The organism is Streptomyces sp. URMC 129, assembly GCF_051386415.1.
Lineage (GTDB): Bacteria > Actinomycetota > Actinomycetes > Streptomycetales > Streptomycetaceae > Streptomyces.
This window is the reverse complement of the sequence record NZ_JBPQTQ010000111.1, coordinates 1-21,715: the sequence shown is the minus strand read 5'-3', so window position 1 is coordinate 21,715 and position 21,715 is coordinate 1. Positions and strand designations below refer to the sequence as shown.

At 72.9% G+C, this 21,715-nt stretch carries 20 protein-coding genes; 5 read left to right on the top strand and 15 right to left on the bottom strand.

Going from position 1 to position 21,715, the window contains the following annotated elements:
• Positions 1-44 precede the first annotated feature (44 nt).
• The 4 genes from ACSNOC_RS21180 to lipB form a co-directional block, all read right to left on the bottom strand.
• Complete coding sequence (locus ACSNOC_RS21180; RefSeq protein ID WP_436749104.1) at positions 45-752, bottom strand: DUF4191 domain-containing protein; 708 nt, start codon at positions 750-752, stop codon at positions 45-47.
• Between the two features lie 9 nt (positions 753-761).
• Positions 762-1,004, bottom strand: a complete 243-nt coding sequence (locus tag ACSNOC_RS21175; RefSeq protein WP_436749103.1) for a hypothetical protein — start codon at positions 1,002-1,004, stop codon at positions 762-764.
• A 173-nt stretch (positions 1,005-1,177) separates the two neighbouring features.
• On the bottom strand, positions 1,178-2,116 hold the full coding sequence (gene lipA, locus ACSNOC_RS21170; RefSeq protein WP_436749102.1) for a lipoyl synthase: 939 nt from the start codon (positions 2,114-2,116) through the stop codon (positions 1,178-1,180).
• A gap of 95 nt (positions 2,117-2,211) precedes the next feature.
• On the bottom strand, positions 2,212-3,009 hold the full coding sequence (lipB, locus tag ACSNOC_RS21165) for a lipoyl(octanoyl) transferase LipB (RefSeq protein ID WP_436749101.1): 798 nt from the start codon (positions 3,007-3,009) through the stop codon (positions 2,212-2,214).
• Positions 3,010-3,208: 199 nt separating this feature from the next.
• Between lipB and ACSNOC_RS21160 the strand changes: the two genes are divergently transcribed.
• Entirely contained in the window at positions 3,209-4,834 is a 1,626-nt protein-coding gene (locus tag ACSNOC_RS21160; RefSeq protein WP_436749100.1) for a regulator, read from the top strand.
• Between the two features lie 27 nt (positions 4,835-4,861).
• Here ACSNOC_RS21160 and ACSNOC_RS21155 read toward each other — a convergent pair whose 3' ends face one another.
• From ACSNOC_RS21155 to ACSNOC_RS21145, 3 genes are all read right to left on the bottom strand, one after another.
• The gene (locus tag ACSNOC_RS21155; RefSeq protein WP_436749099.1) at positions 4,862-6,244 is read right to left on the bottom strand and encodes an FAD-dependent oxidoreductase; all 1,383 of its coding nucleotides are present in this window, start codon (positions 6,242-6,244) and stop codon (positions 4,862-4,864) included.
• Between the two features lie 204 nt (positions 6,245-6,448).
• On the bottom strand, positions 6,449-7,408 hold the full coding sequence (locus tag ACSNOC_RS21150; RefSeq protein ID WP_436749098.1) for a TIGR01777 family oxidoreductase: 960 nt from the start codon (positions 7,406-7,408) through the stop codon (positions 6,449-6,451).
• A gap of 17 nt (positions 7,409-7,425) precedes the next feature.
• Positions 7,426-7,977, bottom strand: a complete 552-nt coding sequence (locus ACSNOC_RS21145) for a DUF4240 domain-containing protein (RefSeq protein WP_436749105.1) — start codon at positions 7,975-7,977, stop codon at positions 7,426-7,428.
• Between the two features lie 98 nt (positions 7,978-8,075).
• Between ACSNOC_RS21145 and ACSNOC_RS21140 the strand changes: the two genes are divergently transcribed.
• Positions 8,076-9,002, top strand: coding sequence for an SDR family oxidoreductase (locus tag ACSNOC_RS21140; protein WP_436749097.1), 927 nt, complete (start codon positions 8,076-8,078; stop codon positions 9,000-9,002).
• Positions 9,003-9,110: 108 nt separating this feature from the next.
• Here ACSNOC_RS21140 and ACSNOC_RS21135 read toward each other — a convergent pair whose 3' ends face one another.
• Both ACSNOC_RS21135 and ACSNOC_RS21130 read right to left on the bottom strand, forming a co-directional pair.
• Positions 9,111-9,668 (bottom strand): hypothetical protein, encoded by a 558-nt coding sequence (locus tag ACSNOC_RS21135; RefSeq protein ID WP_436749096.1) that lies wholly within the window; start codon positions 9,666-9,668, stop codon positions 9,111-9,113.
• A 668-nt stretch (positions 9,669-10,336) separates the two neighbouring features.
• Positions 10,337-10,747, bottom strand: coding sequence for a hypothetical protein (locus ACSNOC_RS21130; RefSeq protein ID WP_436749095.1), 411 nt, complete (start codon positions 10,745-10,747; stop codon positions 10,337-10,339).
• A gap of 137 nt (positions 10,748-10,884) precedes the next feature.
• On the opposite strand from ACSNOC_RS21130, the gene ACSNOC_RS21125 reads away from it, so the two are divergent.
• Positions 10,885-12,132, top strand: a complete 1,248-nt coding sequence (locus tag ACSNOC_RS21125) for a helix-turn-helix domain-containing protein (RefSeq protein ID WP_436749094.1) — start codon at positions 10,885-10,887, stop codon at positions 12,130-12,132.
• Positions 12,133-12,499: 367 nt separating this feature from the next.
• Positions 12,500-12,682, top strand: a complete 183-nt coding sequence (locus ACSNOC_RS21120) for a hypothetical protein (RefSeq protein WP_436749093.1) — start codon at positions 12,500-12,502, stop codon at positions 12,680-12,682.
• Between the two features lie 131 nt (positions 12,683-12,813).
• Here the strand turns inward: ACSNOC_RS21120 and ACSNOC_RS21115 are convergent, their stop codons facing one another.
• The 6 genes from ACSNOC_RS21115 to ACSNOC_RS21090 form a co-directional block, all read right to left on the bottom strand.
• Positions 12,814-13,782: a helix-turn-helix transcriptional regulator gene (locus tag ACSNOC_RS21115; RefSeq protein WP_436749092.1), complete on the bottom strand. Its 969-nt coding sequence runs from the start codon at positions 13,780-13,782 to the stop codon at positions 12,814-12,816.
• 249 nt (positions 13,783-14,031) lie between these two features.
• Entirely contained in the window at positions 14,032-14,655 is a 624-nt protein-coding gene (locus ACSNOC_RS21110) for a GntR family transcriptional regulator (protein ID WP_436749091.1), read from the bottom strand.
• A 100-nt stretch (positions 14,656-14,755) separates the two neighbouring features.
• Positions 14,756-16,399 carry a 2-oxoglutarate dehydrogenase, E2 component, dihydrolipoamide succinyltransferase gene (sucB, locus tag ACSNOC_RS21105; protein WP_436749090.1) on the bottom strand — a complete coding sequence of 548 codons (1,644 nt, stop codon included), beginning with the start codon at positions 16,397-16,399 and terminating at the stop codon, positions 14,756-14,758.
• 62 nt (positions 16,400-16,461) lie between these two features.
• Positions 16,462-17,850, bottom strand: a complete 1,389-nt coding sequence (gene lpdA, locus ACSNOC_RS21100; RefSeq protein ID WP_436749089.1) for a dihydrolipoyl dehydrogenase — start codon at positions 17,848-17,850, stop codon at positions 16,462-16,464.
• A 186-nt stretch (positions 17,851-18,036) separates the two neighbouring features.
• Complete coding sequence (locus tag ACSNOC_RS21095; protein ID WP_436749088.1) at positions 18,037-19,560, bottom strand: leucyl aminopeptidase; 1,524 nt, start codon at positions 19,558-19,560, stop codon at positions 18,037-18,039.
• An 84-nt stretch (positions 19,561-19,644) separates the two neighbouring features.
• Positions 19,645-20,475 carry an adenosylcobinamide-GDP ribazoletransferase gene (locus ACSNOC_RS21090; protein ID WP_436749087.1) on the bottom strand — a complete coding sequence of 277 codons (831 nt, stop codon included), beginning with the start codon at positions 20,473-20,475 and terminating at the stop codon, positions 19,645-19,647.
• A gap of 34 nt (positions 20,476-20,509) precedes the next feature.
• Here ACSNOC_RS21090 and ACSNOC_RS21085 point away from each other — a divergent pair, with 34 nt between their 5' ends.
• On the top strand, positions 20,510-21,280 hold the full coding sequence (locus tag ACSNOC_RS21085) for a hypothetical protein (RefSeq protein ID WP_436749086.1): 771 nt from the start codon (positions 20,510-20,512) through the stop codon (positions 21,278-21,280).
• Positions 21,281-21,715 lie beyond the last annotated feature (435 nt).

The following is a 21,715-nucleotide window of genomic DNA, read 5'->3' as shown; positions in this document are numbered from 1 at the left end:
GGGGAAGAACCAGAAAGAACCAGCGGGAAGGCGGGGCCCGGGGGTCAGCGGCCCCGGCGCTGGACGTTGCCCTTCGGCATCCGCATGCCCTTCGGCATCGGCCCCTTCGGCAGCGGCAGGTTGTTCATCAGGTCGCCCATCGCCCGCAGGCGGTCGTTGACCTCCGTCACCCGCGCGCCCGGGAGGACGCGGGGCAGCTTCAGGATCTTCTGGCGGAGCTTCTGGAGCTCCACCTGGCCCTCGCCCTTGCCCACGATCATGTCGTGCACCGGGACGTCCGAGACCACCCGGTTCATCCGCCGCTTCTCGGCGGCCATCAGCGTCTTCAGCCGGTTCGGGTTGCCCTCGCCGATCAGCACCACGCCGTACTTGCCGACCGCGCGGTGCACCACGTCCTGGTTGCGGTTGATCGCCACGGCCGGGGTGAACGCCACGCCCCGGCGCATGTTCTCCAGCACCGCCGCTGCCGCGCCCGGCTGGCCCTCCATCTGGCTGAACGCCGCGCGCTCCGCACGCCGCCCGAAGACGATCGCCGTCGCCAGCAGGCCGACCAGGGCGCCGAGAATGCCCAGGTAAACGGGGTGACCGAGCAGGAAACCGATGGCGAGGACAACACCGAAGGTGCCCAGCCCGACTGCCGAGATGACCCACCCGATCCAGCGGTCGGCCCGCCTGGTCATCTTGTAGGTCAGAGCGATCTGCTTCAGCCGCCCCGGGTTTTCGGAATCCTGTTCCTTTTCCTTCCTCGCCATGCGGCAAGTCTACGGGGCGACGGATCCCCGCCACGCACCGGCCGGAGGCGGGAGGGCGGGCCGCTCCTCGCGCCGGGCCACCGCCCGCAGCGCCCGCTCCGCCTCGGCGCGGACCTCCGCGCGTGCCCGGTCCTCCTGGACCGCCGCCCAGGCGTTCCGCACGGCCCGGTGGCGGCCCCGGCGCAGCAGCACCTCGTCGAGGGTCCGCAGGGCGCCGGTCACGGTCGGACGTGCCGGACCGACGAAGTGCATGGTCAGTCCCCTCCCGGGCGGGTCGAACGGGCCGAACAGGTCAGACAGATCGGACGGGCCGAACGGATCGAACAGGCCGAACGGATCGGACGCCGCCGGACACCGTGCTTCTATCGTTATCGGACGGCATTACCAGCCGATGACCTCGGGGTCACGACCGGAGGAAAACGACGTCACGCCGCCGGCGCCGCCCGCCGCTCGATCGCCTGCTGGTACAGCCGGCCCGCCCGGTACGACGAACGGACCAGCGGCCCGGACAGCACGCCCGCGAAGCCGATCTCCTCGGCCTCCTCCCGCAGCTCCACGAACTCCTCCGGCTTCACCCACCGCTCCACCGGGTGGTGCCGGGGCGTCGGCCGCAGGTACTGCGTGATGGTGATCAGCTCGCACCCGGCCGCGTGCAGGTCGCGCAGCGCCGCGCTGACCTCCTCGCGGGTCTCGCCCAGGCCGAGGATCAGGTTCGACTTGGTGACCAGGCCCTCCTCGCGGGCCAGCGTCAGCACCCGCAGCGACCGCTCGTACCGGAACGCCGGACGGATCCGCTTGAAGATCCGGGGCACCGTCTCCACGTTGTGCGCCAGCACCTCGGGCCGGGCCGAGAAGACCTCCGCGAGCTGTCCGGGCACCGCGTTGAAGTCGGGGATCAGCAGCTCCACCCCGGTGTCCGGCATCAGGCCGTGGATCTGGCGGACGGTCTCCGCGTACAGCCAGGCGCCGCCGTCCGGCAGGTCGTCGCGCGCGACACCCGTCACCGTCGCGTACCGCAGCTCCATCTGCCGGACCGACTCCGCGACCCGGCGCGGCTCGTCGCGGTCGAACGCGGCCGGCTTGCCCGTGTCGATCTGGCAGAAGTCGCACCGCCGGGTGCACTGCTCGCCGCCGATGAGGAACGTGGCCTCCCGGTCCTCCCAGCACTCGAAGATGTTGGGGCAGCCGGCCTCCTGGCAGACGGTGTGCAGGCCCTCCCGCTTCACCAGACCCTGCAGCGCCTGGTACTCCGGGCCCATCCTCGCCCGCGTCTTGATCCACTCGGGCTTGCGTTCGATCGGGGTCTGGCTGTTCCGGACCTCCAGGCGAAGCATCTTGCGACCGTCAGGCGCGACAGCGGACACGTCCGGCTCCCTACCTACCACTACCACTTACGAATCCTCGGCGAACACCAGCGTACGCCTGTGTTTGTTGAAGACCTCGGGAGCCGGGACGGGCTTCACACCGCGCGCGGCAGCGGCACGGCGGCTCCGAGCACCGCGCCCAGATGCTTCTCCACCATCGGCAGCACCTCCGCGACCGGGACCGTCCGGCCCAGCTCCTGCGACAGCGACGTGACGCCCGCGTCCCGGATCCCGCACGGGATGATCCGGTCGAACCAGGTGTTGTCCGGGTCGCAGTTGAGCGAGAACCCGTGCATCGTCACGCCCTTCGCCACCCGGATGCCGATCGCGCACAGCTTGCGGTCCTCGCCGCGCTGCCCGGCGTTCGACGGGGCGTACTCGGGGCCGCTGAAGCGAGGGTCGAACTCCTCGTCGTGCAGCCTGGGGTCGAAGTCCAGCGACAGGCCGCCCAGCGCGCCCGCCGCCCGCTCGCGGCCGTCGTCGACGCTCTCGCCCAGCACCCACACCCCGCTGCGGCCCTCGACCCGGGTCGTCTCCAGCCCGAACTCGGCACAGACCCGGATGATCGCCTCCTCCAGCCGCCGCACGTGCGCCACCACGTCGACCGGGCGGGGCAGTTTGACGATCGGATAACCGACGAGCTGGCCCGGGCCGTGCCAGGTGATCTTCCCGCCCCGGTCGACGTCGATGACCGGGGTGCCGTCCAGGGGCCGTTCGCTGTCCTCGGTCCTGCGTCCGGCCGTGTACACGGGCTGGTGCTCCAGCAGCAGACACGTGTCCGGAATCTCGTCCGCGAACCGGGCGGTGTGCACCCGCCGCTGCTCCTGCCACGCCGCGTGGTACTCCACGGCCTCGGCCCCGAACCCCAGATGGACAAACCGCAGCTCGCTCACGCGACTGCTCCTTCGTTTCGCACAAACGCTCTGTTCGAGTGTCGACCCCACTCTAAGCCTCCGGGCCGCCAATCCTCCGGCGCCCCCGGGCTCACACATATGGATGAATCCTCCGTCCAGGAGCCGATGAAACCGGGCAGGACCGTTACATTCGCGCCGTTCCAGCCGCACAGCCGTAAGGCAGGAGACCGCATCGCCGATGTCCACGGAACGACCCGGAGGCCCGGCCTCCGCCACGCAATCCACCCCACCGCGCACGCCGAACCGCCAGCTCGCGGCGCTCATCGCCGAGGCCGGCTTCTCCCACGCCGGGCTGGCCAGACGCGTCGACCAGCTCGGCCTCGAACACGGCCTCGATCTCCGGTACGACAAGACGTCGGTCACCCGCTGGCTGCGCGGTCAGCGCCCGCGCGGCACCACGCCCGCGCTCATCGCGGAAGTGTTCACCCGGCGCCTCGGCCGCCGGCTCTCCGCGCAGGACCTCGGCCTGGAGGCGTGCGCCCCGGTCTACGCCGGGCTGGAGTTCGCCGCCAGCCCGGCGGAGGCGGTGGACATCGTGGCCGGGCTGTGGCGCAAGGACTCCGGGAGCTACGCGGAGCTGCGGAAGATCGCGTTCACCCCGGCCGGGCTCGTCGTGCCCAGCCGGGACTGGCTCATCGGCCGCCCCGACGAGCGCGTGGCGCGCGGCGACCCCGCCGAGGGCGGCCCGGCGGGCGGGGACGGCCCGCAGGGGCACCACCCGGTCGGCCCCCCGGGGACGCACCACGCCCCGCCGCCGCACCCGCAGCGCCCCACCGTCCGCGTCCCGGAGCAGGCGCGCGGCCTGGGCCGCCCGCCCGGTCCGCCCGGCGCCCCGCGCCCGGGACCGCCCGCGGTCCCGGGCCGGGCCGGCCAGCTCGACCGGGTCGAACGCGGCCCGGGGCAGCGCGTCACCGCCAGTGACATCGCGGCCCTCCGCTCGGTCGCCGACCTCTTCCGCACCCTGGACCAGGCGTACGGCGGCGGCCACGCCCGCCAGGCCCTGGTCCGGTATCTGGAGCACGAGCTGGAGCCGATGCTGCGCGGCAGCTACGGCGAGCAGACCGGCCGGCGCCTGTTCTCCGCCGCCGCCGACCTCACCCGGCTCGCCGGGTGGACGGCGTACGACATCGCCGCGCACGGCCTGGCCCAGCGGTATTTCGTGCAGGCCCTGCGGCTGGCCCAGGCGGCCGGGGACCGCAGCTACGGCAGCTACGTGCTGGTGTCGATGAGCAGGCAGGCGGTCTACCTGGGCCACGGCAGGGAGGCCGTGCAGCTCGCGCGCGTCGCCCAGCAGGGCATGGCCAGCTCGGTCGCGCCCGTCGTGCAGGCCCTGCTGCACGCCGTCGAGGCGCGCGGCCACGGGCTGCTCGGGGAGGTCCGCTCCTGCACCGCGGCGCTCGCCAGGGCGGAGCGCGCCCTGGAGTCCGCGCGGCCCGGCGACGACGCGCCGGCCTGGGCCCGGTTCTTCGACGAGGCGCAGCTGGCGGACGAGTTCGGGCACTGCCACCGCGACCTCCAGCAGTACCGCGCGGCGGCCCGGCACGCGGAGCGCTCGCTCCAGCTCCGCGGCCCGGCGTACGCCCGCAGCAGGCTGTTCTGCCGGGTGGTGCTGGCCTGCGCCCGGCTCGGCCTCGGTGACGTGGACCAGGCGTGCACGCTGGCCGCGGAGGCGGCGCAGCAGGCCACCGAGATGCGCTCGGTGCGCGCCCACGAGTACCTCCAGGACTTCGAACGGCGCCTGGAGCCGTTCCGCGACGCGGCGGCCGTCCGGACGTACCGGGAGAAGGTCGCCGCGCTCGCGTGACGACGACCTTCCCCGCCGGACGACGCGCTACGGGACGACCGCCACGGTCGTCGGCTCCGCCGCGACCGGTTCCGGCGCGGTCGTGTCCGCCGCGGCCGTGTCCGGTGCGGTCGCCGTGGGCCGTATCCGGGCGTCGGCCAGCAGGGCCGCCGCCGCGCGCCGGGCCGAGGCGAGGTCCCCGGCGAGCCCCGGCGTGTCCCGGTGATCGCCGCAGATGTAGAGACCGTCCAGCAGCCGGACCGGGCGGACCCCGGCGTACGGGGGCGGCGCGACGGGCACCGCGCGCGGGTCGTGGTGGGAGGCCAGCAGCTCCCAGTCGTCGGCCGCCGTGTCGTACATCTCGCTCAACTGGGGCCGGGCCGCCTTGTCCAGCAGCTCGGCCGGCTCACCGGCCCGCACGCCGAGCACCACCGAGGTCACCAGCGTCCGCCCGGCCGGAGCCCGCGACGGATCGGCCGCCGAGACCGCGCAGGTGTGCGAGACCGGTCCGCGCCCGGCCGCGTCCACGATCAGCGTGGCGCCCGGCGGCAGCGTGCCGTCGGCGGCGTGGTGCATCACCGTGACCGGGTGGAATCCCGGCACGCGCAGCCCCGGCAGCAGCCGCGCGGCGGCCTCGGCACCGGTGGCCACGACCACCGCCCGGCAGTGGAACGTGCCGTGGTCCCGCGTCTCCACGGCCGTCGTGGCGACGGACACGGCCCGTACGCCGGTGTGGACCGAGCCGGGCGGCAGACCGGCCGCGAGCAGTTCGGGCAGCGCGGCGGCACCCCCGGCGGGCAGGCTCAGCCCGCGCCGGGCGAACGCGCGCAGCGCCAGGTCACCGACGTGGCTGGAGGTGGCCAGCTCGGCGTCGTGGAGGAGCGCGGACAGCAGCGGGCGCAGCGCGCCCTCGGCTATCCGGGGCGGGACGGCCCGGGCGGCCAGCGCCTCGGCCGCGGTCAGCTCGGGGCGCGCGCGCAGCCGCGCGTCGGGACAGCGGCCCAGCCCGGTCAGGCTGGCCCGCAGCCAGCTCTGGTCGGCGGACAGGGCGGACGGACGCGGGGCGGTGCGCCCCGCGGCGGTGGACCGGGCCTCGTGCCGGTGGCCGGTGTCCTGGCCGATCCGCTGGGTGTGGCCCGCGCCGTGCAGCAGCACGCCGCCGGTCAGGCGCCGCACGGCCAGCGGGCGCGGCAGCCGCCGCAGGTCGGGGGAGTCGGGGAGCGGGAGCTGGGCGGCGCGGTCGAGGCGGAAGCCGTCCCGGTGCTCGGTGGCCATCCGGCCGCCGATCCGGTCGTCGGCCTCCAGGACGGTCACGGTGAGCCCGGCGGTGCTCAGGTGCAGGGCGGCGGCAAGCCCGGCCGGTCCGCCCCCGATGATGACGATGTCGGATTCCTGATCAGAGGACGCGTGGCGCGTCCGGCTGCTGAGCACGTGGCCTCCCGGTGAGGGGTCGGTGCATCGGAGCGGCGGGATCGTTGGCCAGGGTGTGGCCTTGAGTGCTGATGCCCGTTTGCGCGGGGACAATTCCCGACCGGAGCCGACCTTCTCACGCGGGGTGAAATGCGGCAGAGCGCACAGACCCGGGCATGGGCGCACGCGGGTCGCACTTCGGTGCGCCGGGAACGGGTTCGGCGGTCAGGCGTCGGTTCGGTCGTCGGTTCGGGTGTCGTCGGCCAGTGCCGCCCGCACCGCGTCCTCGACGGTGGGGTGGGCGAACGTGAAACCCGCCGCCAGCAGCCGCGCCGGCAGCACGCGCTGACTGCTCAGCACGTCCTGGGCGAACTCCCCGAGCACCAGCCGCAGCACCGGCGCCGGAACGGGGAGGACCGCGGGCCGGCGCAGCGCGCGGGCCATGACCCGGGTCACCTCACGGTTGGTCGCGGGCCGCGGGCCGGTGAAGTTGACCGGGCCGGACAGGTCGCTCGCGTCCATGAGGAACCGGAGGGCAGCGAGGTGGTCGTGGAGCGAGATCGCGCTCCAGAACTGCCGGCCGTTCCCCAGCCGGCCGCCGATCCCGGCCCGGAAGACGGGGAAGAGCCGTCCCCAGGCGCCGCCGGAGCGGGCCACGACCAGCCCGGTGCGGATGAACGCGGTCCGCACCCCGGCCCGTACGGCGGGACCGGCCGCCTCCTCCCACTCGCGCGCCAGCTCCGCGAGAAAGCCCTCGCCGGGCGGGGCGTCCTCGTCCACGGCCCGGTCGCCGGTGTCGCCGTAGAAGCCGATCGCGCTGCCCGACAGGAAGACCCGCGGCGGCTCGTGCTGCGCGGCGATGGCGGTGGCGAGGGCGGCGGTGCCCAGCACACGGCTGTCGCGCAGCTCCCGTTTGTAGCGCTCGGTCCAGCGGTGGTCGGCGACGCCCGCGCCCGCCATGTGCACCACCGCGTCGCAGCCGCGGACGGCCGTCGCGGTCAGCTCCGGGTCCTTGCCGGTGGGGTCCCAGCGGGCCTCGTCCGGGGCGGCCGGCGGCCGGCGCACCAGCCGCACGACGTCGCGGCCCTCCGCGCGCAGGGCGGCGGCCAGGGCGCCGCCGATGAGACCGTTGGTTCCGGTGACGGCGACGCGGTGCGGGCGGGGCTCCGGCGGACGTGGCTCCATGGAGCCATTTTCGGGGATCAGGACACCGCGCGGTCCGCCGGGGTCCCCGGCAGCCGGAACCGCGCCCACAGGCGCGGGCAGAGCGCGGCCAGGGCGGCCGGGTCGTCCAGGTCGACGGGCTCGCCCGCCGGTTCCGCCGGTGGCTCGGGCAGCCCGAGCGCGGGCAGTTCGGTGCCGGTGAGCTGCTCGTACGCGTCGTACGCGGCGTAGCCGATCTCCTCCGCCTCGCCGCCCGTCGCCGGGTCGAAGTCCGGCGGCAGCAGGTCCGCCAGGGCGTCCGGCTCGTGCAGGGTGCCTTCGAGGACGGGGCGGCCCTGGCTGATCAGCCAGCACCGGAAGTTCTCGAAGACGTCCTCGCCGGCGCTGTCGAGCAGCACCCGGGCGGCGGCCCACACGTCCCACCGGTAGGCGCGGTTGAACCGCGCCTCGAAGTGGCGGGCGAAATCGGTGACGGCCACGGGGTCGAGCGCGGTGAGCCGTTCGACCATGAGGTCGGCGTGCGCGTCCGGATCGCCGCCCGCGGCCTCCCGGGTGCCGTCGACGATCTCCCAGAACTCCGTCTCGTCCATCACGGCAACAGCATCGGCGCTGCGCGGCCCGCCCGCACGCGGAAGACACCCCGGAAAGCCGGACAGGGGTTGTCGGGTATGGGTGGGAGGGTCGGCCCATGAGCACAGGAGAAGAGCTGAGGGGCAGGATCGCCCTGGTCGCGGGCGCGACGCGGGGCGCGGGACGGGCGATGGCGGTGGCCCTGGGGGAGGCCGGGGCGACGGTCTACGTGACGGGCCGCACGACGCGGACGGCGGTGAGCGAGGTGGGCCGGAGCACCGAGACGATCGAGGAGACGGCCGACCTGGTCACGGCGGCGGGCGGCGAGGGCATCGCGGTGCCGACCGACCACCTGGAGCCGGCGCAGGTCAGGGCGCTGACGGAACGGATCGACCACGACCACGGGCGGCTGGACATCCTGATCAACGACGTGTGGGGCGGCGACCATCTGCTGGAGTTCCCGTTCGGCGGGAAGATGTGGGAGTACGGCCTGGACAAGGGGCTGCGGATGCTGCGGCTCGGCGTCGAGACCCACATCGTGACCAGCCACTTCGCCCTGCCGCTGCTGGTGCGCCGGCCGGGCGGCCTGGTGATCGAGGTGACGGACGGGACGGCCGAGTCGAACCGGACGTACCGCGAGCAGTTCTACTACGACCTCGCGAAGACGGCGCCGATCCGGATGGCGTACGCGCTGGGCGAGGAACTGCGGGACCTGGGCTGCACGGCGGTCGCGCTCACCCCCGGGTGGCTGCGGTCGGAGGCGATGCTCGACACGTACTTCAAGGTGACCGAGGAGACCTGGCGGGACGGGATCGCCCAGGACCCGGCGTTCGCGATCTCCGAGTCCCCCGCCTACGTGGGCCGCGCGGCGGCGGCCCTGGCCACCGACCCCGAGGTGGCCCGCTGGAACGGCCGGTCCCTGTCGAGCGGCGGCCTGGCGAAGGTCTACGGCTTCACCGACACCGACGGCTCCCGCCCGGACGCCTGGAGCTACCTGGCCGCCAAGGCGAAAGACCCCACCACGAACGCAGCCGACTACCGCTGAGCCTCCCCGCCCACCCGCCCGCCCTGCGGCTTGCCTGCGGGCGGCGCCCATGCTCTTTGTCCTGTCCGGAAGCTTCAGAGCACCCGCATGACGTGGTGGCCGTTCTCGTTACTCGGAGGTCGAACCGCCGTGTACGAGGCGTCCGTCCGACCAGAGGGATTCGACGTGCGAGGCGAAGCGGTCGAACAGGCCGTCGTCCTGGAGGCGTCGCAGGTGGAGCATGGGTGAGTCGTGGCCCGCGAGGTTCGCCAAGTGCGGGGTGACGAGCATCTGTTCGTCGAAGCGGAAGACGGACAGGGAGACGTGCTGCTCGGCATCGCTGTAGCGGGCTTCCAGGCCGTCGACCCCGGCCAGACGGTCCAGGTGTTCCAGGGTCATGCGGATGCGGGTGGAGACGGTCAGGGCCGTTTGCTCCACCGCCTCTCGCCGTCTTGTGATGTCGGAGTCGGGGTCACCGAGCAGGAAACGGACGGTGGTCCCGCTCTTTGCCTTCTTCTTCAGGATCGTCGCGAGGTTCGAGTGGTCGAGCCAGAGGAAGTAGTTGGTGTACCCGGCGAACGTCAGCTCCTTCCTGGCGTTCGTGATCAGCCCGCGCCAGACTGACGAGGAGCAGGCGGAACGGTAGGGATAGACCGAGACCACCTCTCGGTCAGGCCCTGTCTTCATCACCGCTTTCGCGGCGGCGGGCCACAACACGGATACCTCCACTCCTAGCCGCTCGGCCACAGCGACTCGGGTCTCGGGGCGCGGGACCCGCCCCTCGTAGAGCCACCTGTCAACCGTACGGTCCTCCACCCGGCAGGCGCGGGCCAGTTGCCGTGCCGGTTCTGGTGACCCTTGAGGTCGATGCCGCCACTGTGTGGCGCCCCCGCTCCCCGGCCGACACGCCCCCGCTCAACCCCGCCCGGACACACACGCAAAGAGGCCCCGCCCATCCGGCGAGAGGAATGAATTCCGGATGGACGGAGCCATGATGATGTCCTCACCGCGTCATTGCGACGCGGCACCCCAGTCAAGGGGCGGACCGGGGCGGGAGCACCCAAGCGCGTCCGCTCAGGCCGTGACACGTCTGCCACCGCTCGGGGCTTGTCCGGTCGGGAACACCACCAGCCCACACGGCCAGAAGGGGCCGTCAAGTACCTCTGATCCGTGCGGGAGTCGAAGAACCGGACTGGACGGTCTCTACGTCAGCGGCGGCGGAACGCGCCGCCTCGACAGCAGCCACTCCGTAGATGAGCGCGCCGCAGTCCGCGCACTGCTGCCCATCCGACACGTCCACAAGCTGCCCTAAATGCGGGCATGCCCGGTAGCCAGGACTGCCGGACAGCTGCACATCAGGCACACGCGGCTCCCGGCGTGCCGATCGCCGCCAGGGCGGCGCGCAGCGGCACGGGATCGGTCAGGCAGTCCCCCACCGGAGGCAGCAGCCATCGCGGCAGCGGCAGAATCGTCCCACTCGCAGGCGGGACAGCGATGTGTTGGCCGAAGCCCAGCACGGCCATACCCGGCAGATGCCAGTCGTCGCCCGCACCTGGCGCGATCAGCCAGAACCAGTTCACCGGCCCCTGAATGACCGGCCCAGAGGCCCGGTTGAGCCGGGCCAGCACGAACGGCGCGTTCCGCTGTGGCACGCGCACCGCATCGAACCACTTCCCGCACAGCACCGCCTGCGTACCCTCCTCCGACGAGGGCACCCATTCGGATGATTCCCCGAATGCGGGCACCTTGCCGTTAATCTGATCCACGTCGACGCTCCTCGCAGCGTTGGCCACACCCCCGGGCCGTTCGCGCGGTCGCGGGGGTCTCTACGCCGCTAGACCTTCGCGCAATGTGATCCTGGTTCCCATCCGGTGCCCCTATAGGACCGCCCTATATTTGAAGCATGGGAGACCTGATCGGGGATCTGTGGACTCACCCGCAGCTCGTGACCGCAGTCATCAGCGAGGACTGGGGGATGTTCTTCCGTATCTACCGGAGACTCACCGGCCTGAGTCAGACCGCGCTGGGGGAACGGGTCCAGCTCGCCCAGTCCGACGTGTCCGACATCGAACGCGGTCGTCGCAAGGTGACGTCCTCGGAGGTCCGCCAGCGCATCGTGACCGGTCTCCGCATCCCTGCGGAAATACTCGCCCCCGAGACACGGCCGGACCCCGCCCCGGTGCCTGGACTGGCTCTACCCGGAGCAGCGCCCGACGAGGATCTGTTGATGCGTGTGACGAGTGTCGTGAACGATTCACGGCCTGTGGACACGCCAACGCTGGACTGGCTGGACCGACTGCTAGCGGAGCATCGGCGTGCTGAGGACTTCATCGGCTCCCGCCCGCTCCTGGATGTGATGCGGCAGCAACTGCGGACGGTCGTCAACCTGTACGCGGGCGCCCGTGGCGCCCTGGCCGACCGCATCGTTCGGCTGGCCGCCGAGCACGCGCAGTTCCTCGCATGGATGGCGCAAGATCAGGACGATGCGGCCACGGCGCTGGCCTGGTACGACCGTTCCCACGAATGGGCGCTGGAGGCCGGAGACGCCAATATGGCCGCGACGACACTCAACATGAAAGCGCACCTCGCTTGGTCCAAAGGGCGGGCCATAAGGTGTATTCGACTGTCAGAAGCGGCACGGTGGTCGGCGCCCGGCACATCGCTCGGCGTTCAGGGCATGGCAACGCAGATGAAGGCCCGCGGGCTTGCGCTCAACGGCGAGGCAGACGACGCCCGTCGCCTTCTGGACGAGGCACAGGATCTCGTCAGCAGGGCAGCCGAACACCCCGAAGACGAACCTGTCTGGATGTACTTCTACGACGAGACGTGGTTCATCATGCAACGCGGCATGGCAGCACTGCACTTGCATGACTGGCCTGCAGCAGTGGATCACCTCACGGTCGGCATCGAAGCGCTGCCGGACGAGTACCGACGCGACAAGGCATGGTTCCGCGCATGTCTGGCACACGCCCTCGCCGGAGCCGGGGAACCCGAACAGGCTGTCTCTATCGCCGTCGCGACCATCCCTGACGCGGCAGCAGTTGGCCGCCCACACTCATGGAACGAACTGCACACCGCAGCCGCCATACTGCTGCGCAAAGGGGCCAAGGAAGGTCCTCAACTGACCTCAGCGCTAAGAGAGTACGACTGACTTCATCTCCCGTGGGGACGACGGCTGAAGATTTCGACCAAACGAAGCGCTCTTCGGGCGGGGGCGGGTGGCCTCCGAGACTTTAGGCAGCCACCGGGGGGCGAGCCTCGAAGAGCGGGGGGCCCATCGGGCACAACACCGGGCAGGCCAAGGCTGCCCGATCCGCTGGCAAGCGTACGGCCCCCGCTCTCTCGCCTCCCGGCAGCTCCCGCCCAAAGTCTCTCCAGCCACCCGCGTGGGCACGTGCACCCCGCCGTGACCGCGCCTCACCTACCGAACCACCCAGATCACGATCCCGCAACGCTTCGGTAGCGCCGTAAAAGCCCAGGTCAGAGTCCACCATTAGCGCCGAAGACCCGATCAGGTCATGGTCGGGGGGCAGGTGCTCACCGTCGAGGACATGGCCGCGGTCTCCAACGGCGGTAAGCGGCTGGACTTCGGCACGGGGGAGTCGCTGGTGCTGCGGGCGACCAGTGTGCTGTGGGTCGCCCGGCGTGTGCGGCCAGGGTCGGCAGCAGCGGCTCCTCGCCGTGGCCGGCGCCCAGGTTGACGGGGGAGGGCAGGGATGCCGGGAAGCGTCGCCCGGGCCTTCGTGCCGTACGGTGCGTCGGGGGTGGTGGGGGCCACGATCAGGTCGGCAGCGGACTGCCGTGGGAAAGGGGCGGGTGGGCGGGCGAACCCTCAGCGGTACAGCGCCGCCATGCGTTCCGCCGCCGTCGCCAGGCGTTCGCGCAGGGCCGGTGGGGACAGCACCTCCGCCTCGGGGCCCAGGGACATCAGCTGGGTGTGGGCGACGTCCTCCGACTCCACCGCCAGCGTCACCGTCACCCGGCCCGTCCCGTCCGGTGGGCCGGCCGTCGTCAGGGCCTCGTCGGCCGCCGCGCGGTCCGTCACGTGGCGCAGGCGCCGCGTGCCCGCCGGGGTCAGGCGCAGGCGGACCTCCGTGCGCAGGATCGAGCGGGCAAACGCCGCCGCGCGGTCCGTCCAGAACGCGGGGAGGTCGAACGTCTCGTCGCGCGTGAAGCGCGTCCCGTCCGTCGTGGCCGTCTCGAACCGCGCCACCCGGTACACCCGGTGGTCCCCGGCCGTCCGTGCCGCCAGATACCAGGTGCCCGCCTTCAGGACCAGCCCGTACGGCTCCAGCTCACGTTCCACCGTCGCACCGTCCCGGCGCCGGTAGCGCACCCGCAGCACCAGGTCGTCCCACACCGCCTCCGCGACCGCGGGCAGCAGCTCGGGCGTCTCCGGGGGCTGCCACCACCCCGGCGCGTCGAGGTGGAAGCGCTGGGCGGCGCTGACGTGGGCGTCCCGCAGCTCCGGCAGCAGCGCGGCGGAGACCTTGAGCCGGGCGGCCGAGGCGGCGTCCGCCAGGCCCATGTCGCGCAGCGCGGACGGGACTCCGGACAGGAACAGGGCCTCGGCCTCGCTGCGGCCCAGGCCGGTGAGCCGGGTGCGGTAGCCGCCGATCAGCCGGTAGCCGCCGGTCCGGCCGCGGTCCGCGTAGACGGGGATCCCGGCCTCGGAGAGGGCGAGGACGTCGCGCGCCACGGTGCGTTCCGAGACGTCGAGCTCCGCCGCCAGCTCGGCGGCCGTCATCATCCGCCTCGTCTGCAACAGCAGCACCATCTTGATCAGCCGGGCAGCGCGCATGGCCTCATCATTACTACGATGAGCACACCCGTTGAGGGCCGGGTCCCGTCGTTGGCGCGACATTCGGGACCCGGGCCTCGGGTGGGAACCGCGCCGCAGGGCAGGACAGGGGCTGTGCGGCGCGGTTCACTTACGTCTGAGACTGTATGCCCCTGATCGATGATCGATCAAAGCCTGGGACGCAAAAAATCGGGGAATCGACAAAGTTGGCATCGGGTGCCAGGACATACCGGGCGATAACCCTGGAGATCAGGCACTTGGTGCACAGTTCAGCACGTGCGCCTTCACCAGTTCGCCGATCCGCGGGTCCCGCCGCGTGAAGGCGTCGATCAGCTCCTGGTGCTCCTCCGCGTACGACCGCTGCCGGGTGCCCAGCCAGCGGATCGACAGGGCCGTCCAGACCTCGATGCCCAGCGACTCCCAGGTGTGCAGCAGCACGCTGTTCCCGGACGCCTTCACCAGCTCCCGGTGGAACGCGACCGTGTGGCCGACCTGGCCCTCCGCGTCGCCGATCCGGTCCGCCTCCTGGAGCGCCGCGACCTCGGGCTCCAGCGCGGAGACGTCCTTGGCCAGCCGGTCGGCCGCCAGCTCGGCGGCGATCTGCTCCAGACCCGCCCGCACCGGGTAGATCTCCTCCAGGTCGGCCGCCGTCAGTGCCCGGACCCGGACGCCCTTGTTCGGCACCGACTCGATCAGCCGCAGCCCCTCCAGCTCGCGCAGCGCCTCGCGCACCGGCGTCTGGCTCACTTTCAGCTCCGCCGCGATGCGGCGCTCGACGATCCGCTCGCCGGGCTGCCAGCGCCCGCTGACGATCCCCTCCACGATGTGCTCGCGGATCTGCTGGCGCAGTGAGTGGATGACGGGCGTGTTCATCGCACCCTCACCCTCCTGTCTGATGATGGCGACAGGCCGACGCCCCCCCCGGAAGGGTCCGGGCGGGGCGCGCGGCCGGTCTCGGGAATGGCGGGAACGGCTACAGGCCCAGCTCGCCCTCGAACTCCCCGGCCTCCAGTCGGGCCTTCACGTCCGCCAGGTAGCGGGCGGCGTCCGCGCCGTCCACGAGCTGGTGGTCATAGGAAAGGGTCAGGTAGACCATGTCCCGGATGGCGATGGTCTCGCCCAGCTCCGGGTGGTCCACCACGACCGGGCGGCGCACGGTGGCGCCGATGCCCAGCTCCGCGACCTGCGGGTAGTTCACGATGATGGTGTCGAACAGCGCGCCGCGCGAGCCGGTGTTGCTGATCGTGAACGTGCCGCCGGTCATGTCGTCCGGCGCCAGCCCGCCGCTGCGGACCTTCTGCGCCAGCTCCGCGGTCTTCTTGGCGATGCCGGCGATGCTCAGGTCGCCCGCGCCCTTGATGACCGGGACCATCAGGCCCTTCTCGGAGTCGACGGCGATGCCGACGTTCTCCGTGTCGTGGTACGTGACCGTGCCGTCGTCGTTGATCCGCGCGTTGATGACCGGGTGGGTCTTCAGCGCCTCGGCGGCGGCCTTCACGAAGAACGGCATCGGGGAGAGCTTGACGCCCTCGCGCGCCTGGAACGAGTCCTTGGCGCGCGCCCGCAGCCGCATGATCCGGGTCACGTCGACCTCGACGACCGACGAGAGCTGCGCCTGGCTGTGCAGCGCCTTCATCATGTTCTCGCCGATGAGCTTGCGGATCCGGGTCATCTTGACCGTCTGGCCGCGCAGCGGCGACGGCTGCGCCGGCGCCTTGGCGGGCGCGGCGGCGGCCGGAGCCGGGGCGGGGGCCGCGGCGGCCCTGGCCGCCTCGGCCGCGGCGAGGACATCCTGCTTGCGGATCCGGCCGCCGACGCCGGAGCCCTTGACGGTGCCGAGGTCCACACCGTTCTCGCCGGCGAGCTTGCGCACCAGCGGGGTGACGTAGGCGCCGTCCGTGGCGGGGGCGGCGGGAGCGGTGACCCGCGGCGCGGGCGCCGGAGCCGGTGCGGCCGGAGCCGGTGCGGGCGCGGCGCCCGGGGCGCCGATGACGCCGAGCTTCGCGCCGACCTCGGCGGTCTCGTCCTCGCCCACCGTGATCTCCAGCAGCGTCCCCGCGACGGGGGCCGGGATCTCGGTGTCGACCTTGTCGGTGGAGACCTCCAGCAGCGGCTCGTCCGCCTCGACCTCCTCGCCGACCGCCTTCAGCCAGCGGGTGACGGTGCCCTCGGTCACGCTCTCGCCCAGCGCGGGCAGCACCACATCGGTGCCCTCCGCGCCGCCGGCCTGGGCCGGGGCGGCGGACGCCGGCTCCGGCGCGGGGGCCGGCGCGGGCTCGGGCGCCTGGGCCGCGGGCGCGGCCGGAGCCGGGGCGGGCTGCGCGGGCGCGGGCGGGGCGGCCTCGGCGGCGGGTGCGGAGGCCGCCGCCGGGGCGCCCGAGCCGTCGTCGATGATGGCCAGCTCCGCGCCGACCTCGACGGTCTCGTCCTCGCCGACCTTGATGGACGACAGCACACCCGCCGCCGGGGCGGGGATCTCGGTGTCGACCTTGTCGGTGGAGACCTCGAGCAACGGCTCGTCGGCCTCCACGTGCTCACCCTCGGCCTTGAGCCAGCGGGTGATGGTGCCCTCGGTCACGCTCTCGCCGAGCGCCGGAAGGGTTACGGAAACCGCCATGGTTTCTGTTGCTCCTTACGAAAAGTGGCGGATGGTGTCGCGCTCTGGGATAACGCGGCCGGTCAGTCGTGGGAGTGCAGCGGTTTGCCGGCGAGGGCCAGATGGGCCTCGCCGAGCGCCTCGTTCTGCGTCGGATGAGCGTGGATGAGCTGCGCCACCTCGGAGGGCAGCGCTTCCCAGTTGTAGATGAGCTGGGCCTCTCCGACCTGCTCGCCCATCCGGTCCCCGACCATGTGCACACCGACCACGGCGCCGTCCCTGATCCGCACGAGCTTGATCTCGCCCGCCGTCTTCAGGATCTTGCTCTTGCCGTTTCCGGCGAGGTTGTACTTCAGCGTGACCACCTGGTCCGCGCCGTACAGCTCCTTGGCCCTGGCCTCGCTGACACCGACCGAGGCGACCTCGGGGTGGCAGTAGGTGACGCGGGGCACGCCGTCGTAGTCGATCGGCACGGGCGACAGGCCCGCCAGCCGCTCGGCCACGAGGATGCCCTCCGCGAAGCCGACGTGCGCGAGCTGGAGGGTCGGGATGAGGTCGCCGACGGCCGATATCGTCGGCACGTTGGTCCGGCAGAACTCGTCGGCCAGCACGTAGCCGCGGTCCATGGCGACCCCGGCCTCCTCGTACCCCAGGCCCTGGGAGACCGGGCCGCGGCCGATCGCGACGAGCAGCACCTCCGCCTCGAACGTCTTGCCGTCCGCGAGGGTGACCCGCACCCCGTCCGCGGTGTACTCCGCCTTCTCGAAGAAGGTGCCGAGGTTGAACTTGATGCCGCGCCTGCGGAAGGCCCGCTCCAGCAGCTTCGAGGTGTCCTCGTCCTCGGCGGGGACCAGGTGCTTCAGGCCCTCGACGATCGTGACCTCGGTGCCGAACGACGTCCACGCGGAGGCGAACTCCACGCCGATGACGCCGCCGCCCAGCACGATCGCCGACTTCGGCACGCGGTCGAGGACCAGCGCGTGGTCCGAGGAGATGATCCGGTCGCCGTCGATCGTCAGGCCCGGCAGCGACCTGGGCACCGAGCCGGTGGCGAGAACGATGTGCCGGCCGGTGTAGCGCTGCCCGTTGACGTCGACGGACGTGGGGGAGGACAGCCGGCCCTCGCCCTCCACGTAGGTGATCTTGCGGGAGGCCACCAGGCCCTGAAGGCCCTTGTACAGCCCGGAGATCACGCCGTCCTTGTACTTGTGCACCCCCGCCATGTCGATGCCCTCGAAGGTGCTCTTCACGCCGAACTCGGCCGCCTCGCGGGCGGCGTCGGCGACCTCTCCGGCGTGCAGGAGGGCCTTGGTGGGGATACAGCCGTTGTGCAGACAGGTGCCGCCCAGCTTGTTCTTCTCGATCAGGGCGACGTCAAGGCCGAGCTGCGAGGCGCGCAGGGCCGCGGCGTAACCACCGCTGCCGCCACCGAGAATCACTAGGTCGAAAACGGTGCTGGCGTCGTTCGCCACGTCACGTTCCTCCAAGGATGGGGTTCGCCGGCCGGGTCGACGCTGACCGGTCGGCGGTGGAGTGTTCACCGCTGGTCGCGGCTTGCTGTGGCTCGCCTTGGTGGTTGAGCCTGGCCCTGTCCTGCCGGAAACCCATCTTCGCACTTGCGCGGCGCCCGTGGGACGCCGGGCCGGATCCGCTCACCGTCAGCCGGCCAGCTCGCCGTCCGCCGCGCGCTCGGCGAGCCGCACCAGCGTCCGCACGGCGGAGCCGGTGCCGCCCTTGGGGGTGTAGCCGAACGGCGAGCCCTCGTTGAACGCCGGGCCCGCGATGTCCAGGTGCGCCCAGCGGGTGCCCTCCGGCACGAACTCCTTGAGGAACAGGCCCGCGGACAGCGCGCCGCCCATGCGGTCGCCCACGTTCGCGATGTCCGCGACCGACGACTTCAGGCCCTCGGCCAGTTCGGCGGGCATCGGCAGCGGCCACGACGGCTCCCCGGCCTGGCCCGCCGTGTCGTGCAGCAGGTCGCGGAAGGCGTCCTCGTTGCCCAGCACGCCGAACGTCCGCCTGCCGAGCGCCACCATCATCGCGCCGGTCAGGGTCGCCACGTCCACCAGCGCGTCCGGCGACTCCTCGCAGGCGCGGGTCAGCGCGTCGGCCAGCACCAGGCGGCCCTCGGCGTCGGTGTTGAGCACCTCGACCGTCTTGCCGCTGTACATGGTCAGCACGTCGCCGGGGCGGACGGCCGAGCCCGAGGGCATGTTCTCGGCGAGGGCGAGCCAGCCGGTGACGTTCACCCGCAGGCCGAGCCGGGCGGCGGCCAGCACGGCGGAGAACACGGCGGCGGCGCCGCTCATGTCGCACTTCATCGTCTCGTTGTGGCCGACCGGCTTCAGCGACAGGCCGCCCGAGTCGTAGGTGATGCCCTTGCCGACCAGGGCCAGGGTCACCGACGCCTCGGGGTGCGTCCAGCCCAGCCGCACCAGCCGGGGCGGGGTCGCGGAGCCCTGGCCGACGCCGATGATGCCGCCGTAGCCGCCGTCCACCAGGGCCTGCTCGTCGAGGATCTCGGTGGTCACGCCGTACTCGGGGGCCGCCGCCTCCACGACGGCCGCGAAGTCGGCGGGGGAGAGGGCGTTGGGCGGGGTGTTGATCAGGTCGCGGGCGCGGGCCACCTCCTCGGCCAGCACCAGCGCCCGTTCGGCGGCGGCGGCGTGCTCGTCGTTCCCCGCGTCGGCGTCCAGCACGGTGACCCTGGCCAGCGGGGCGCTGCCCGGGGCGCTCTCGGCCCGGCCCCGGAAGGCGGTGAACGCGTAGGCGCCCAGCAGCGCGCCCTCCGCGATCGCCGCGACCGACTCGGTGCCGGCGACCGGCAGCGCGAAGCTGGCGTGCTCGGAGCCGGCCAGCGCCCGCGCGGCGGAACCGGCCGCCCGGCGCAGCGCCTCCGGCTCGTACCCGTCCTCGGCCGGGCGGCCGAGGCCGACCGCGACCAGCAGCGGCACCGCCCAGCCGCCGGGGGCCGGGACGCGGGTGATCTCGTCCGCGTCGCCCTTGGCGCCGAGCGTGGCGAGGGTCGCGGCGAGCGTGCCGCCGAACGCCGCGTCGACGGCCGCCGCGGACTCGGAGCCGGGGGCCAGGACCGGCCCCGACTCGCCCTTGGCGATGCCGATCACCACGGCGTCAGCGGGGACCGTCGTCGCGGGCAGGTTGCTGAGGGTCAATGCAGTCACGGTGACAAGTTCCGTTTCGTCTTCGGTGTCTCTTCTTGGTCGTGCGGGGCCGTGGCGATCCGGCAGCAGACTACGCCCGCCGCCTCAGGTGGCGCCCACGGTCAGGACCAGCAGCGTCACCGTGGCAGCCGTCTCCGCGACCGCGCCGAGCACGTCGCCGGTGATCCCGCCGAAGCGTCGCAGGCAGTGACGGATCAGCAGCTCCGCCGCGCTCAGTGCCAGGAGCACCGCGCAGACACCGACGACGACGCCCCCGGACGCCGGGTCCCCGGTCAGCGTCCCCGCCGCCCCGGCCGCCACGGCGGCGGCACCCGCCACGGCGCACGCGGCCGGCACCGGCACCACCCCGGCCACCGCCGCGCCCAGCCCCTCGGGCCGCGCGGCGGGCACGCCCTCCCGGCAGGCCCAGGTCAGGGCGGTGCGCGAGACCAGCCCGGCGAGCAGGGCGCCCAGCACCGCGTGCCCGTGGCCGTGCCCGGCCAGCTCGGCCAGCGCGGCGGTCTGCGCGAGCAGCGTGAACAGCAGCGTCACGACGCCGAACGGCCCGATGTCGGACCGTTTCATCACCGCCAGCGCCTCGCCGGCCGGCCGCCCGCTGCCCAGCCCGTCCGCGACGTCGGCCAGGCCGTCCAGGTGCAGGGCGCGGCTGAGCACGGCCATCACGGCGACGGCGAGGACGGCGGCGATCAGGTGCCCGTCGTTCACCGTGAGGAACGTCCACGAGACGAGCGCGCCCGCCAGCCCGACCGCGGCCCCGGCCAGCGGCGCGGCCAGCATCCCGCCGCGCGCGGCGCCCCGGTCCCAGCGCGCGGTGCCCACCGGCAGCACGGTCAGGGCGCCGAACGCGAACCGCAGCGCGTCCGTCCCGGTGGCGCGCGGGGGCTCGGACGGCGGCGGAGGCGGCGTGGCGTTCATCGGACCGCAGCCTAGCGCCGGACGCTGAGTGGCCATGGAGCACTGGTGGTACCGCAACATCGTCGAGCCGGGGAAGCTGCCGCTGCTGCTCGCCCTGACCGCGTTCGTCGTCACCTTCCTGGCCACCCGCTTCGTGACGCGGATGATCCGCGCCGGGCGGGGCCCGTTCCACGACGTCTCCTCCGGCGGGCACCACGTGCACCACGCGGTGCCCGGCGTGGTGCTGATGTGCGTCGGCGGCTTCGGCGGCGTGGCGTCGGGCGGCCGGGGCTGGACGGCGGGCGCCACGGCGGTGGTCTTCGGGATCGGGGCGGGACTGGTGCTCGACGAGTTCGCGCTGATCCTGTACCTGCAGGACGTCTACTGGTCGGAGCAGGGCCAGAAGAGCGTGGAGGCCGTGGTGCTGACGGCGTCCCTGCTCGTCATCATGCTGGTCGGCTTCTCCCCCCTGGGAGTGAACGACGTCGGCGCGGACGAGCGCCAGGACCGCGCGAGCGTGATCACCACCCTGCTGGGGAACTTCGCGCTGGCGCTGGCCGCGCTGCTGAAGGGAAAGTTCCGGATGGCGGTCCTCGGCGCGCTGATCCCCGTCGTCGCCCTGGTCGGCGCGGTCCGCCTGGCCCGTCCCGGCTCCCCGTGGGCCGCGCGCCTGTACCGTCACCGCCCCCGCGCCACGGCCCGCGCCGAACGCCGCGCCCGCCGCCACGCGTCCCGCTGGGGCCCCTGGGAACACCGCCTCGGCGACCTCCTCGGCGGCACCCCGACCGACCAGCTCAAGCGCCGTCAGGAAAACCACCGGGGCTGAAGGGCGTCGCGGAAGCCGGGGGAGGCACGCTTCCGGCCGTGCTCGACAGCTATGACCTGGCGCCTTTGCCCTGATGTGACCTGGTCCACGGCCTGCCCGCAAGGGCGTTCCGGGAGTCGGCCGACAGCCACGCCACATCGGCACACAAGGGGCCGGGCGTCGCTCGGATCAGGCCGTGTCGTCAGGCTCCCCAGGCTCCTCGGGGCCTGGGAGGTGCCCCCCTGCGCTGCCGCAGGGCGCCGGATCGCAGCTCGTACGGTGGGGGCACCTCGCAGCCGCCGGGCTGGGGGACGTACCCGCGCGATTCGGCAACGCGGCCTGGGGGCACCTCCCGGACGAAGTCCGGGGGAGGGATGCCGGAAGAGAGGCCCTAGGTCGCGTCCACCACCGCGGAGGGCGGTTCGGTGGTCTCGCGGGGCGGCTCCGGGCGGGGGG